This window comes from Acinetobacter sp. YH01021 (assembly GCF_013420255.1).
Classification (GTDB): Bacteria; Pseudomonadota; Gammaproteobacteria; order Pseudomonadales; family Moraxellaceae; genus Acinetobacter.
Map to the genome: position 1 here is coordinate 1 of NZ_VOYO01000036.1, position 15,407 is coordinate 15,407.

The following is a 15,407-nucleotide window of genomic DNA, read 5'->3' on the forward strand; positions in this document are numbered from 1 at the left end:
GTCGTAAAATTGAAGTTAGATGTTTTTGCATAGATCCAAGTGTTAAATCATCATTGCGATTCTTGCGTACCACACCCTAGGCACGTGAAAAAGTAGAAAGCTTATATTTGTACGTGTTACGTCAAAAAGCAAAACAGAAACCGTAGCCCCAGGCAACACCCCTCTCATCATAAAATTATACCAGTCAGTAAAATACCTTTAGATTAAGCATATGTATGTTGGTTATTATTGTTGATTATCACAATAAATTAGTGACCAAAAATCAAATTACCCCACCCTACATTAAATTACATCACACAAAATAAAAACTCTATATAACTGTTATATATAGATTTTACTAACATACCAATTATGTTATTTAGTGTATCTTATGTTGGTGACTCTTGCCAAGGTTGGGGTTTTATTTCGCTACGGTTTGGACCATGTTCAAATGGCTATTCTACGTTTAATTGGTTTTGGGAAAAAAGAAGAATTTAAGAAAGTGCTAGCAATTTTAAGAAAGAAAAAGCCTGATAGGACAAGGGCCCTATGAAATTTGTCGTGTACAGAGTTAAAATTGTTACAAAGCCGCATTTTATATACATTTTTAAATTATCAACTTTATTTAAAATATGAGTGCAGTTATTTTGATCAATAAAATTAGTTTGGGGGTTAGTCGTTATGTTGAGTCGCTTTTTAGTTATTTGCCTGAGTAGTATGTATATTTTTTCGACTTATACTCTTGCAGCTGAACCACAAAAATCACTTCCTCCTACCACTAACAATCTAAACAATTTAGCACTGTTAAACCAAGCCGACACATGGTCTTTAGATAATCTAAATAAAGTGGAGTGGTCGGACAATCTTGAAAAAGGCTATCTTCCTGTTTACGCAAAGTTACAAGTGCTGTTGAGTCGCCATTACTCATCCTCAGGTGCAATTGATGGCATATTGGGCCTAAATACTGTGAAAGCCATTTCCGCTTTTCAGATTATGAAGGGTTTAAGTGGTGACGGAATCTTAGACGCAAATACTTGGCAGCTTTTAAATGAAGATACGACTCAACCGACGTTTATTAAGTACACCATTACCACACAAGACTTAAAAGTTCCTTATGCTCAATCGATCCCTGTAGATTATGCTGAACAATCAAGAATGAAGGGCTTGTATTACACTCGTGTGACCGAAATGCTCGGTGAAAAATTCCATATGGATGAATTGTTTCTACAAAAAATTAATTCAGGCGCAAATTTTAATAAAGTCGGTGAAAAGATTATTGTCGCAAATGTAATAAATGTTTTGCCAAATAATGTGCAAAGCATTATTGCACACAAAGGTTCTAAACAATTATATTTGCTTAATCGACAAAATAAGATCATTGCATCTTTTCCTGCAACGATCGGGAGCGAAGATAATCCCTCACCCACTGGCACGCATGCCATCGGCAGTATCGTGTTCAATCCACATTATAGTTATAACCCTAAGAATTTTATTCAAGGCAAAAATCTTAAGCCCTTAAGCCTCCCCCCAGGACCCAACAACCCTGTAGGAAATATTTGGATTGGTTTATCTCGACCTTCTTTTGGGATTCATGGTACGCCAAATCCCGCCTTAATTTCTAAAACAGCATCGCATGGTTGTATCCGATTGACTAATTGGGATGCTAATAACTTAGCTAAAGTCCTCCATAAGGGGTTAACTGTAATTTTCTTGGAATGAAAAAATTTACCTCGCTATTTGAAAAATCAAAATTTAGCAATCAAGCGCTTGCGTTCTCAAGCTCAATTCCTCTTGTCTCTTCCCACAAAGCCAAGATTTCGCTAGGCGTATACTTTTCCCACTTTTCATAGTTGCCAATAATTGGGCACTAACAAACAGCTCAATCTCGGAATACGTCCAATTTCCAGGAAGATTCCTCGGATACTTAGGTTTTTCATCTTTATGGTCTAAATAATCTAAATAAGTCGATATTTTCTTAGCAAAAACAGTATCTTTAATAAACCTAGCGTTTTCATCACCCGATAGCTCTAAGGTGCGTAACCGATCACCTACAAATTTCGACTGATACCAAAACAAGCTCAAAACATGCTGTAAATCATATTTAAGAAGCATCCGCATTAAATCCAATTCCAAAGCATTATTTTTCTTTACAGGGATTTTTTGTATTGGCGAACAAAATCAAGCAAGGCATACACTTCATTTAATCTTTTATTTTTTATATATTTTTCAATTTCCTTGAAGTCTTTGATATAAACTTTTGAACCCATAATTTCCTCATACAGCCCAAAGGTCCACTGCTCTAGGTAATCGTAGCATTCAGGAATCACAAGATTTATGTCTGCCTTAAAATTTAAGGCTAAGTAAGTTTGAATTTCATGCGTTATATTTTCATTCAAATATTGTCTACAATCTGAATGTAGCTGGCGCAAATCAGCTTGTTTTTGTATAAATTCGTCAAATTCATTTGTTTTAAAAAGATAGCCTTTTTCAAATATTCTTTTTACAAGATCACCAGCACCATTGGCTTCGAGTTCAACAAATGAACGCCACTCATGTTGTGGCAAAACATTGTCTGTGCCAATCTTAATTTTGCTGAGCATAACATACAGAACTATTTTTTCTAAGTAACTGAGCTGCTGCTTCGGTGAATCTATTGGCTCATCTGACAATGTTGGAATACACAATTTAAACTCATTGAGATATTTGTTCATGTAATTTTGTACAGAGCGTCTACGGCAGTCATAGCATTCTAATTCTCTCTTGTAATTCTTCCAATCTTTAAAGCCTATGTCTTTACGTATAAAAATTTCATAATCGAAATAGCACTTTTTGCAGTTTTTTATTCCCGTATATTTTAAATGTCCACTGTGTTTAACGATTCTTTCCAATTTTGCAGATGAACTAATATCATATTTTTCCACTAATTTTTTTACAGAATAAGTGAACTGGTGCTTTTCAATTTCATTAAATTGCCAATAGTCTTGTAATAATTCTAAATTAAAATCTTCATATTCAGGATTCATCACAAGTTCATATTGTCCTTGGCTTTGTTGCACAAATAGACGAAAGGTAGAGTTGTTCTAATCTTCAGATATTTATGCAACAGCCACCGTTTTAGCTGTACCAAGTTGAGTAAATTTATTCAAAATATCGACTCTTATTTGCAAGTCAACCACCTGACGATTAAAGCATCGACTAGATACACCTTGTCCAAGTCGTTTCAAGGCAAACATTTTAGCCTCTATTCGGGATCGTCGATGATAACCAATATCTCGTTTCCACTGCTTTTGACCCCTGTCCCAACAGCCTTGTACTGCATGATTCCTTGCTTTACCAATTTCATTTTCTGCCCATAAAGCAGCATTGGAACGAGGAGGGATAATTACATTTGCTTGCCGTTTCAAAATCGCATCATAACAATTCACTGTGTCATAAGCACCATCAGCCGTGACAGATGCAATGGGTTCATCAATTTGATCTAAAAGAGGTTGGAGCATTTCAGCATCACCATATTGGCAGGTCGTGACTTCAACCGCTTGTATTTCTCCACTGTTTGCATCTGTCGCAAGATGTAATTTCAGCCATTGACGATGTTGGTTTACGCCATGTTTTTTACGCACCCATTCCCCATCACCTGTAACTTTGATCCCTGTGCTATCAACTAAAATATGCAAGTCTTCCTGTGGATTTTTTGCTGATTTATGTAGAAGTGGCTGGAGCTTATCTGCTCGCCGACTCAATGTTGAGAAGTCTGGAACATTCCAGTCGAGGTGAGCCATTTGAAAAAGGCTTTGAATGAAACCTTGTGTTTGGCGTAAAGCCAGTTGGAACAGGTTTCGTATCGTCAGGGCAAATTGAATTGCTATATCAGTCTAGGTAGGTTGACATCCTTTTTTTCCAGTAGGTGTTGCAGACCATTGCATTTGGGGATCAAACCAAATGGTGAAAGCACCCCGTTGACATAAAGCCTGATTGTACTCAGACCAGTTCGTTGTTTTGTATCGGCTTTTTGATTCTGTATTCATCTAACATGTATGGGGATGAAATTTATTTATGCAACAAAGACTTTTGACATTGTTCATGATGGCCTTATAGCCTAATGCCATGGATAAATGCGTTTTCCCTACACCACTAGCACCAAGAAACACCACATTTTCTGCTCTCGAGATAAAGCTCAGGGTGAACAACTCGACCATCTGGGATTTCGGAGCACCTAGTGCATAATTAAAATCGTAACCTTCCAGCGTTTTCACTTGAGGCAGGCCTGAGAGTTTCATCAGGACCTGCTGGCTGCGCTGTTGCCTAGCAGCATATTCATGCATCAGCATGGCTTCAACAAAGTCGGCATAACTTCTATCCTGACCTAATGTTTGTTGCGCATGATGAGACTATTGTGACGCAATTGTATGTAGACTGAGCTTTTGGCAAAGCTGCTCTATACGTTCGTATTGCAGATTCATCAGGAAACCCCTAGCAACTGGTCATATACCGATAACGGATGCTGCAAACTCTCGTAGGGCATGACATGCTGTGCTGTTGCAACAGGTACAGTGCCAGAACCTGTATCTGATTGCGGTAATGGCGTAAATTTTTGCTGCTCCTGTTGTAGTCGAACAGCCGGTTTTTCTTGCGTGGTGGCATGAATCCGCTGATTGGCGGTTTCATGCAGCCACCAGCCAATGTGGGCATTCGCGACATCAACATCTAACAGTAAACCCGAAGTCTTCAGGCTTGCTTTCAATGGCACAATAAAGCTTGATTTGAGGTATCCATTAAAGCGTTCAACTTTGCCTTTGGTCTGTGCGCGGTAGGGCTTACATACGCGAGGACGAAAGCTGTACTTCTTGGCACAGTCGAGCAGTTTGGGGTTCCATTTATGCTGCCCCTCCTGATAGGCATCCCGTTCAATCATGATCGTTTTAGCGTTATTAAACAGGATTTCTTGAGGTACTACTGCAAAGAACTGAAATGCATTTTCTAGACCATCGATCCATGCATCCGTACGTTCATGATCATAAAATTTCACGAAAGTCGCTCTGGAATACCCTAATGTTGCAACAAAGGCTTTTAAAGTCGTGTTGTTGCGTCGAATCGTGGTGAAATCCACCTGTATTTGTTGGCCAGGTTGGGTTTCAAAACGAATGACTGGTTTTCCAGTTTGGCAACTGGTTTTAATGTTGCAAGATATTCCCTCAAGATCCTGATCTTTCCTGGATATCCCAACCCTAAAATTTCCTGATAGAGCACAGCGGCAGGAATCCATTCAGGATGTGCTGCATTTACACGTTGGAGTAAATAGGGTTTATATGGATTAAGAATACTTGTTCTAGGTTGTGTACGCCGATACTGAGGTGTTTCCTTCTGCCGTAAATATTTACGCACGGTATTTCGAGACACCCTCAGTTCACGACTAATGGCTTTAATAGATTTACCCTGTTGATGAAGAATTTGTATTGTCACTGCTTGCTCCAAAGTTAACATGTTGAGCAGTCCAAAATGACCGCTATATTAACCAAGGGGGTCAGTTTTTAAATGCCGTTAGGGGGGTCATTTTTACACTGTCGCTAACAGCAGCAATCTGATGATCATTTAATTCGATACCATCCTGTGCCACTTTAGCTGCGAGTGCTTTCAAAAGCTTCTTAAAGTTCTCTAAATCATAGCGTAACCAAATAGAGCGAACACCGCTACCTGAAACAAATACACCCTTCTTGCGTAATTCGTTACTAGTACGATGCTGCCCATAAGCTGGATACTGAGTTGCGAAATCAATGACTGCTAGTTCTGTAGCATCATCTACACGATTTTTTAGATTAGGTACTCGACGGGATTTATTGATCAATGCATCCATGTCACCAGACTGTACTAGCTCCTGATAGCGATGAAAAGTATCTCTAGAGACACCCATCACTTTACACGCTCTAGATACATTCTGAAGCACTTCAGCTAAATTGAGCAGACCTACTTTGTGTTTAATGATTTGATTGTTAGTATGCAACATAAGAAAGTTACCTTTGTTTGATTAAGATTTCGACACCTTTATCAAAATGGGTAACTTTCTCTTTTTCAAGAGTTATGTCCGATCAAGTCTGAACTAATACATCTGATGAATAAAAAAATTTGCTAGAGGTGCACTATGAAAAATATTGCTTATCATTCTTTTATATGCAGTCTATACTTTTTACTACATGGATGTTCAAATTCACAACCACAAGAGCCTTTGCAGCATCAATCAAATAAAACCATTGCAAAATCAACAACGATACCCACTCAAAAAAATCCTCAACAGACTTTAGCCTCTTTTGACAAAATCTCTTGTGATGACATTCAAAATCCACAGTTTCAGCAAGCAGTTTTAAATGCCATTAATGAAATTCGAAATCACTCCCAACAATGTGGAAAAATTGCCTACTCGGCAACTCATTCATTAAAATGGAATAATCAATTACAGATGAGCTCAACTGCGCATGCACAGGATATTTCACAACGTCAGATTTTAAGTCATGTCGGGCGTGGAGGTGAAAATCTTAGATTCCGTATTAAAAAAACAGGGTATAAAGGCGGTGGGGGTGAAAATCTAGCAACAGGTCAAACCAACCTTAAACAAGTTCTTGAAAATTGGCTGGCATTAAGCCCAGGACATTGCGATAACTTAATGAAACCACAATTTAAAGATTATGCGATCGCATGTAGCCGAAATCCTACAACCCATCGAACATACTGGGTGCAACACTTTGGTAGCGGGAAAAACTAAAACCGAGTACAAGATCTTTATTTGATCGGGTAAAAACTGAAATTAACACTTATAAAATCTGCTTTATAAATTAAAAATCCCTCTTTTTAAAAGAAGGATTTTTAGTAGATTGATGACGTTTATTCGACTTAACGCTCGGTTAAGGCATTGTTTTTCGCTTTTAAAATTGGTTTAAGTAAATAAGAAAGAATTGTTTTCTTACCTGTCATAATATCCAATTGAACCGTCATCCCTGGAATCACAGACAATCCTTTACCGAAAGTTGGTTTGTCTGTCACTGCACGGACGATATAAAACATATTGCCTTTTTCATCGGTAAATGTGTCTGGGCTAATATGTTTTACTTTCGCATTCATTCCGCCATAGATTGAAAAATCATAGGCCGTAAATTTAATCACCGCAGGCAAATCTGGTCGTACAAAAGCAATATCTTTCGGAGACACTTTTGCTTCAACAATCAATTGTCCATCTAAAGGTACGATTTCCGCGACTTGATCACTCGGTTTCACCACCCCACCGATGGTATTAAAGAAAATTTTCTGCACGATACCATTGGTCGGTGAACGAATATCTGTAGTTTTTACTCGATCTGCCACGCCTGAAATACTTTCCTTTAAACTCACTAGCTGAGCTTGCGCTTCTGCCAGTTCATTGCGCCATTGATTTTTTAAACTCACTGCAGCCTCAGAAGTGCGTGATTGCGCTTCCCCAATAGATGCCTGCGTAGCTCTTAAATTCGCTGCCGCCTGTTTGCGTTCGCCATCGGCATTCGATACGTCACGTTCAAGGCGCAAAATATCCATTTCTGACACTGCACCCGTCTTTAACAACGGTCTTGTGGTATTTAACTCCCGCACCGCAATTTGATATGCTCTTTCGGCTTGGCCGAGCGCAGCTTGCGCCCGTTGTGACTCCTGTTGACGGGTCGAAACCGTGCCTTGATTGGTCATGGTTCTTTGACTCAGTTCACGCAGACTTTCTGCATAATATTGGCTTTCTTGCGCCATAATGATTGCAGCTGCATCAGGTGAAACCCCCGCAGGGACACTGCCTGAGGTATAGCCCGAGCCATTTAATTGTGCACTTAAACGTCTAACTTTGGTTTGCAAGGCAAAAATCTTGGCATTAACTTCATTCAAATTTGAGGTGAACCGTGTCGGGTCAATACGAATCAATAGATCGCCTTTTTTGACGTGCTCACCTTCCTGCACATACACCTTTTCAACCACGCCACCATCAACCGATTGAATCACTTGCATCTGTTGAGATGGAATCACTTTTCCTTCACCACGAGTAATTTCATCGACTTTGGCAAAACCTGCCCAAAGCAACAGGCAGACAAAAGTCACCACAATAATATAAAGGGTCATTCGTGTCTTGAGTGGTTTTTGTGATTGTGTGACTTCCTTAACCTGTCGCTGCCAATCATTTGCATCGGCAGGTTGATATTGTTTAAATAAACGCAAACGACCGAAAATAGGATTCATCACCTTTTCAGAGTTTTCGATACTTTTACCTACACCTTGAAATAATTTCTCGCGATTGGTTTTATTTTGTTCTTCGCTCACGACGTTACTCCTACAGTTTTTTCTTGTTGAGGAAACATCGCTTTCAAGACAGTTTCTTTCTCGCCATTTGCAATGACTTTGCCATCTTCAAGAATGATAATTCGATCGACCAAAGCCAATAACGCAGGTTTATGCGTGACCAAGATCAAGGTGTGTTGGGCTGTCATGTATTGTTTTAAATGATGAATCACATGATTTTCCAATGGCGTATCCATGGCACTGGTCGGCTCATCGAAAATCAAAATTTTCGCATTTTGAGCAATTGCACGTGCAACTGCGATTGCTTGACGTTGCCCACCCGACAGTTTGTGCCCTCGCTCACCGACTTGCAAAGACAAACCATCTTCATGTGCTTTTAGAATCTGCCCTAAACCCGAAATGACTAAACTTTGTTCCAAAACCGTTCGGCTGACATGTGGATTGCCCAACACAATATTCGACAACACCGTACCATTCAATAAGTCGATGTCTTGTGGAATATAACCAATTTGGTTGCGTAATTCCGCAGGATCAATCTGTGCAATATTGGTTTGATCAATAAATACCGTACCCTCTGTAGGTCGATAAAGTGACAATAATATTTTTTCAATCGAGCTTTTACCAGAACCGACTTTACCCAATATCGCCACTTTTTCACCTGCGCGAATCGATAACGTAACATCTTCCAAAGCTGAACGTGACTCATTCGGATAGCGCAAACTGACATTTTTAAATTCAATATTACCAATAAGATTGATATGACTGACCCAACCTTTTAGATTTTCTCGCTCTTGTTCCGCTTCAACTGTTTTGTTCAATAAATTTAATGCACTTGACGCTTGATAATATTGAGTAAGTAAGCCTGCAACCTGTGCAATTGGGGCCAACGCACGAGTCGAAATCATATAACAGGCAATGAGTGCGCCTTGCGTGAGCTTGCCTTCAACAATCAAGTAAACCCCGATAATGATAATGACCACGCCAACGGTTTGTTGAACCCATGACGCAAAGTTTCCAACCGTTCCACCCAAAAAACGTAACTTTGCAGAATAATGCACGGTAAAACGGGTGGCTTTTTCCCACAAAGTTTGCATGCGACCATTGGCATTAAAACTCTTAATGGTTTCTTGATTGTTTAAAGTTTCAATTAACAAGGCTTGACGTTGTTGTGAAGCTTCTGCCATCGCATCAGATAATTTTTTCAAATTGACATGCACTGACAACGCGTGCAATAAAATGATAAATGCTGCAATGAGCAGCGGAATCACAAACACCCATGAAATGATACAAATGACCGCAAGGAACAATACAAAAAACGGCAGATCGACTAAGGAAACAACAGTCAATGAACTGGTAAATGAACGAATCGATTCATAGGATTGAATATTTGATGCCGTCATACCAACCGACATATTATTCTGCTCCATGCGACGACCAAGCACTTTTTCCATGATATAAGCAGATAGTTTATTGTCTGCACGCGTCGCAGCTAAATCGACAAAATAACTGCGTCCTAACTTTAAAACAAAATCGGCGGTAATAATAATCATGATGCCGAGTGCCAAAACCCATAACGTATCTAAGGCATGGTTCGGTACCACTCGGTCATAAACGTTCATGACAAAAAATGGAGAACATAAGGCGAAAATATTGATGAATAATGCACCGAGCAAAATATCTTTATAAATTGAACGGTGTTCACGAATTACACGCCAAAACCAGTGTTGCTGATTTTTTTCCATTTTCAGTTTGTTATCGACAATAAACTGACGTTGCTGTAAATAAATCACTGAACCGACATACTGCGCTTGCAATTCCGCAATTGGAATTTGTTTAACGGTATCGGCCAATTCTGGAAAATAAACGGTTGCTAGTTGCTGTTCATGATCAATTCGATACAACACACACGCAGTATTATTTTTTAACAATAAAATTGCAGGAAACACAAAGTGATTTAACTGTGCTAAACCTTGCTGCACTATATTACTGCTTAAACTCACACGATCTGCAGCACGTGCTACAAAGTGAGGAATCAGCAAGCCATTCGGCAAAGGTAAACCCGAAAGCAGCCCTTCTTGCGTAATACTTACCTCATAATCTTTAGCGACCCGAATGAGGCATAACGCTAAAGGATCAAATATTTGTGTTGTCACTTATTCACCATAGGTCAAAATGTATTTTGATTCTTTTGAACTTAAACTTGCACATGAGTTAATGTATTGCTTCCAATTGTTCAATAACAAGAACTTCTCTTATATAAAATGTATATTTACAAGTAAAATAGGGTGCACGTTGCACCCTATTTTTAATTCATCAGATCATTATTCAGCCACTTGTGCTTGCACATTCGCAGAACAAACATTTGCAGCATTAATTTCACGCTGACTCACGTCTGATACAGCAGGTAAATTATCACGTTGAATACCGAGCGCAGGCAATAATTGACCCATGCTATACAGTGTTTGGAATTGTGCAACTTTCAAGTCATATTGCGTAGTTACATAAGCACGGTTGGCTTGGAATGCTTCATTTTCCGAGTCTAAAACATCAAGTAATGTACGACGACCAATATCAAACTGATCGTTATATGCTTTTACAACTGAAGCCGATTCATCACGATGACGTTGTAACCATTGTAACTGGCTGCTGTAGTTATTCACATTGTTATAAGCCACAGTTGATGTTTGGCGAATATCGACACATGCTTTGTTTTTCAAATCATTAGATAATGAAACACGTGCATTGGCAGCATTCATGGCTGCTCTGTCTGCAAAACCATTAAATAGATTGTAGTTGAGTCTTAATTCAACTGCGCTATCTTGCCCGTATTTATCGTTATCGGGATTGCTACGCTCATCAAAACTATTACGGTTTTGATATAAACCTGTACGCGCCACAAACGAAAGTTTCGGGTACATATTGGCTTTAAATTCTTGAGCACTCGCACGCGCATATTGCATTTCACTTAACGCAGCTTTTAAGCTGTTGTTATTGTTATACGCAGAGGTAATCAATTCTTGTGTGTTATTTGGCAGTGCCACATTCACACTTACTGGCGCAAGATTACTACTTGGCTCCACCCCAACAATTCGTGCAAAACGTGCAGATACATCATTTAAGTTGGCCTGTTCAGTCATCAAGTTGGTTTGAGCAAGTGATAAACGACCTGTGATTTGTGACAAATCTGCTCTATTACCTACACCCTGATTGGTACGTTGTAATACTTGATTATAAACACGTTGATGATTGGCAAAATTTCCTTCTGCCAAACCAACCAGTTCGCGATAACGCTGTACATCTAAATATGCTTGAGTTGCTTCAAGTGCTTTTTGTTCAATACCTGCATTCAAATCGTAATAACGTTTTAGCGCAGCATAATCGCCTTGTTCAACTTTGCTTTTAATACGAAAACCATCGAACAACACTTGCGTTAATGCAATTTCTGCCTGACCTTGATTGAACCAACCACGATCACCATCGAATTCACGGTTACCTTTGCCGTACGCTGCATTTAAATCAATTGATGGTAAATAACCTGCTCGCGCCTGTTTTTGGTTCGCAGTGGCTTCAAGAAAGTTTGACCACTGCACCTGAACTTCAGGGTTATTTTCAATCGCAGTTTTAGTCACAGATGTTAAGTCTGCTGCTGAAACATTCATCGCTGCACTCGCTGCTATGAGCATTGCGATTTTAGTTAATGTTAATTTTTTCACAGGTTTCCCCTATTTTAAAGCATGTGGTATATGTTTAATGCGGACATCAGTTTTTTAAACAAAATAGAGGGTGAAATTATTCCACCCTCTATCTAGGTTATGTTGTTTGGAAATTGGTTTTAGCAATCATGTCATTTAAATCAGTAAATGTTTGACCTTCAACCACAATATTGACGCTTAATGTATCTGCTACATTATGGATATCAATGGTATTTCCACTCACTGTTACAAATTGGCTTAATGTACCTATAGTTCCATTCCAACCTAATGCATCCAACAATGCTTTGGCATCAACTTTGTCTCCTTGAGCAAGGCTAAAGCCCTTGATTGTGTCGGTAGAGCCATCAGCATTGTTTGTACCATTAAGATCCAAATTACCCGTTGTTGTATTCAGCGTTTTTCCCCAAACAAAGGTATCTGCGCCTGTACCACCAAACAGAATATCATTTCCTGCTCCGCCGATTAAAATGTCATTACCACCTTGACCATACAAAATGTCATTACCCGCACCACCATCAAGCACGTCATTTCCGCCACGTGTGTCTGCTGTCGCATTAAAACGGCTGATGCCCGTTGTGGTATTCGATTCCGCTTTGATGTAGTTATACAAATCAATAGCTTGCACACCTAAACCTGCGTTCACCAAGGTATAATCAGATGGACTGAGACTTAAATACTCTTTTAATGCTGCCATACCTGAACCTGCGGCATCTGGCTGATTGGCTGCATCCAAATTACGGCCTGTCCAGTCCAACCAATCCGTATTGATGGTATCGCCAAACATGACATCATTTCCATTACCACCAAACAGTTTGTCATTTCCGACTGGGTTCAAAGTAGCCGATAATCCACCCGCTTCTAAGGCGTATTGTAACTGTTCTTGTGTCATCACAGTATCTGGATTACCACCCTGACCCGTCAATGTATCTACGCCTGCACTGGTATTCCACTGAAGATCATCAATTAGGGCCTGATAATTCGCAGTACCATTGATATCTTTAACCTCAAACACAAAACGATAGCTTCCAGTGCTACGGATAATACCTGTTTGCATGGTTAAAGCAGTGATATTGGTCGCATGGTCATTTTCTGCTACATTTGAACCCACTTCTGTGGTTGTCCACACACCATTGATCAATTGCTGCAACTTCCAGACAAAACTATCGCCAGCAGTCCAGCTCTGTTGAGTATATTTAAAGGAGATAAATGAATTACCTGCTTTCGTTGCATCAACAGTGATTGTTGGTCCAGTATAGATTGCTGCTGTACCATTTACTGCTATGTCTTTTAAGACAAGCTTACTGTTACTTGAGCCCAATGCCGTTACCACAGCATCACTATTGCTTGCTGTCCAACTATTACGTGCATTCAAACCTGTAGTATCATTGTTAAAGTCTGCAATAGGTAAAACTGTTGGTGCGGTACTACGCTGATCGATGATAATCGTACTCGTGCTACCAGTAACAGGATCAGTATTATCATAGAACTGTAACCAGTCTTTTTTCACCACATTACCAATACCAATGGCATTCACATCACTAATACTACCGATACCATTATTACCTGTAGTCTGTTGAAAACCATGTTCAAAGGTTGTTTTAGCCTCCTGAAGCTCTCTCAATGATGTTGCCGCACCATTACCATCAAGATCATGAGCACCTAAAGCATTGATATAACTTGTTGGGTCGCCGTCAGTAATAAAGAATGTTAAATTCTTATATCCAGCACTAGCTCTTCCTGTAGTATCAGTCGTCGCTAAACTCTTAAACCAGTTTTCAGTACGACCAAATGCCGCTTCATAGTTGGTTCCACCATTAGCTTTTAAACCATTAACTGCACCATTGATAGCATCATTAATGCCAGCCCAGTTACCATTCTTAAGATCAAGAATGCTTAATTTAAGAATCGCCCCTGGTACTTGTTGAGCAGAGGAACCAACATCTACAGTAGCTGCACCATTTGCATTTTGAACACCTCCACTTGTTGCACCAGAAAATGGGATTAATGCAAGGTTAATGGTACCACCTTCTGACGTACCTGCTTTTTCTGCAAATGGCAGTACTGTATTCTGAATATATTGTGTTAAACCTGCTTTAAGCATATTCATTCTAGCGCTCACGCTACCAGTATCGCCATCTAAGTCATATTGCATACTGCCCGATACATCGAGGATAAAGGCAATGTTATAGTTTGTACCTGGTACAAGCACAGTTTTAACACCACCGGCATCTCCGAGTAATACGTCATCACCATCTCCACCTATTAATGTATTGTCACCATTATTCACTGGAGAACCTGGTGTTCCCGGTGCTTGAATAACATTCACGGTAATGGTTGTAAATGCATTATTACTAACGTTATCACCGATATCCGTAACATTCACTTTAACAATTCGATCTACCGTTGCATTTGGTGTATTGGCATCCGCTGCGAATGTAACAGCTTTAATTGCGCTTTCAAAAGCATCTAAAGTCGAACCATTTGGATCGGTTGAAGTTAAAGTAATGATATTGCCTGACTTACTTGCCGTAATACCACTTGGCATTGTCCCGAAGTTAAATGCATCTCCAGTTTGTGCGTTAGTTAATTCAACAGTTGCACTCTTAATATGCTTAGTCGTTGCGTCTGTACCAACAGGAACATTTACATCCGTAACATTAATGTCAATATCACTGATGGAAACAGCAAGACCCCCACCAACTGTATAGAATGTGCGGTAATCATCGCCTGTTACTCCAGCACTATTATTCGCATCTAAATCTACATGTGGCGCAAAGTCATCATCAATAATTGATGTAGTTACGCTTCCAGTATTGATCGTGGCATTTGTCGGAGAACTCAGTGAAATTGTGTAATTTTCTGAATTCTCAACTTTAAAGTCATTCAATATCGGAACAGTAATCGTTTTGCTCGTTTCTCCTACAGCAAACGTCAATGTTCCTGATGTGCTAGTGTAGTCTGTTCCTGACGTTGCCGTACCATTCGCTGTACCATAATTAACCGTTACAGGTAGGCTTGTATTTCCTGTCAAAGTAACCGTATATGTAGCCGTACCTGCTGTTTCATTGATGGTTGCTGGACCAGTGATATTCAGAACTGGGGCTGGATCGTTATCCACGATCGTACCTACACCGGTCGCACTTGTATTCGCTGTGCTGCCACTGGTCACGGTCGCAGTCAGGTTGAAGGTTTCGTTCGCTTCATCGATGGTGTCATCGGTCACTGCTACGCGGACTTGTACTGAGGTTTGTCCTGCAGCGAAAGTGATTCCGCCAACTGGAACTGCGACCCAGCTCGTGCCGTTGTTGTATTGCAATGCCGTGCCGGTATCGGTGCCCACGATCGCTGTGCCATTGCTCAGCGTTGGGTTAAATACGATCGGACCTGAACTTGGATTGCTTAAGCTGACCGTGA

General features: G+C 39.9%; 8 protein-coding genes and 6 pseudogenes. 4 read left to right on the top strand and 10 right to left on the bottom strand.

Annotated elements, in window-relative coordinates; genetic code table 11:
* The 3 genes and pseudogenes from FTT86_RS14720 to FTT86_RS14730 all read left to right on the top strand — a co-directional run.
* Positions 1-146: pseudogene (locus tag FTT86_RS14720) on the top strand (VF530 family DNA-binding protein); the annotation flags it as partial.
* Positions 147-400: 254 nt separating this feature from the next.
* Positions 401-532 (top strand): annotated as a pseudogene (locus FTT86_RS14725) (IS4 family transposase); the annotation flags it as partial.
* Positions 533-660: 128 nt separating this feature from the next.
* Positions 661-1,698 carry a L,D-transpeptidase gene (locus FTT86_RS14730; protein ID WP_180181430.1) on the top strand — a complete coding sequence of 346 codons (1,038 nt, stop codon included), beginning with the start codon at positions 661-663 and terminating at the stop codon, positions 1,696-1,698.
* A 33-nt stretch (positions 1,699-1,731) separates the two neighbouring features.
* On the opposite strand, the gene FTT86_RS14735 is transcribed toward FTT86_RS14730, so the two are convergent.
* The 6 genes and pseudogenes from FTT86_RS14735 to FTT86_RS14760 form a co-directional block, all read right to left on the bottom strand.
* Positions 1,732-2,097, bottom strand: a complete 366-nt coding sequence (locus tag FTT86_RS14735; protein ID WP_180181431.1) for a hypothetical protein — start codon at positions 2,095-2,097, stop codon at positions 1,732-1,734.
* Between the two features lie 29 nt (positions 2,098-2,126).
* A complete protein-coding gene (locus FTT86_RS14740) occupies positions 2,127-3,002 on the bottom strand; it encodes a hypothetical protein (RefSeq protein WP_025468557.1) in 876 nt (291 codons plus the stop codon).
* 72 nt (positions 3,003-3,074) lie between these two features.
* Positions 3,075-4,004 (bottom strand): annotated as a pseudogene (locus FTT86_RS14745) (IS5-like element ISAba10 family transposase).
* Between the two features lie 42 nt (positions 4,005-4,046).
* Positions 4,047-4,439 (bottom strand): annotated as a pseudogene (locus FTT86_RS14750) (ATP-binding protein); the annotation flags it as partial.
* Positions 4,439-5,460 (bottom strand): annotated as a pseudogene (istA, locus tag FTT86_RS14755) (IS21 family transposase). The pseudogenes istA and FTT86_RS14750, both read right to left, overlap by 1 nt.
* An 85-nt stretch (positions 5,461-5,545) precedes the next feature.
* Positions 5,546-5,980 (bottom strand): annotated as a pseudogene (locus FTT86_RS14760) (helix-turn-helix domain-containing protein); the annotation flags it as partial.
* A 135-nt stretch (positions 5,981-6,115) separates the two neighbouring features.
* On the opposite strand from FTT86_RS14760, the gene FTT86_RS14765 reads away from it, so the two are divergent.
* Positions 6,116-6,733, top strand: a complete 618-nt coding sequence (locus FTT86_RS14765; protein WP_180181432.1) for a CAP domain-containing protein — start codon at positions 6,116-6,118, stop codon at positions 6,731-6,733.
* 128 nt (positions 6,734-6,861) lie between these two features.
* Here FTT86_RS14765 and FTT86_RS14770 read toward each other — a convergent pair whose 3' ends face one another.
* The 4 genes from FTT86_RS14770 to FTT86_RS14785 form a co-directional block, all read right to left on the bottom strand.
* Positions 6,862-8,301: an HlyD family type I secretion periplasmic adaptor subunit gene (locus FTT86_RS14770; RefSeq protein ID WP_004732699.1), complete on the bottom strand. Its 1,440-nt coding sequence runs from the start codon at positions 8,299-8,301 to the stop codon at positions 6,862-6,864.
* On the bottom strand, positions 8,298-10,433 hold the full coding sequence (locus FTT86_RS14775) for a type I secretion system permease/ATPase (RefSeq protein ID WP_180181433.1): 2,136 nt from the start codon (positions 10,431-10,433) through the stop codon (positions 8,298-8,300). Before FTT86_RS14775 ends, FTT86_RS14770 begins: the two co-directional genes overlap by 4 nt.
* A gap of 168 nt (positions 10,434-10,601) precedes the next feature.
* Positions 10,602-11,993, bottom strand: a complete 1,392-nt coding sequence (locus tag FTT86_RS14780; RefSeq protein ID WP_180181434.1) for a TolC family outer membrane protein — start codon at positions 11,991-11,993, stop codon at positions 10,602-10,604.
* Between the two features lie 97 nt (positions 11,994-12,090).
* Positions 12,091-15,333 carry a Calx-beta domain-containing protein gene (locus tag FTT86_RS14785; protein ID WP_218954972.1) on the bottom strand — a complete coding sequence of 1,081 codons (3,243 nt, stop codon included), beginning with the start codon at positions 15,331-15,333 and terminating at the stop codon, positions 12,091-12,093.
* Positions 15,334-15,407 lie beyond the last annotated feature (74 nt).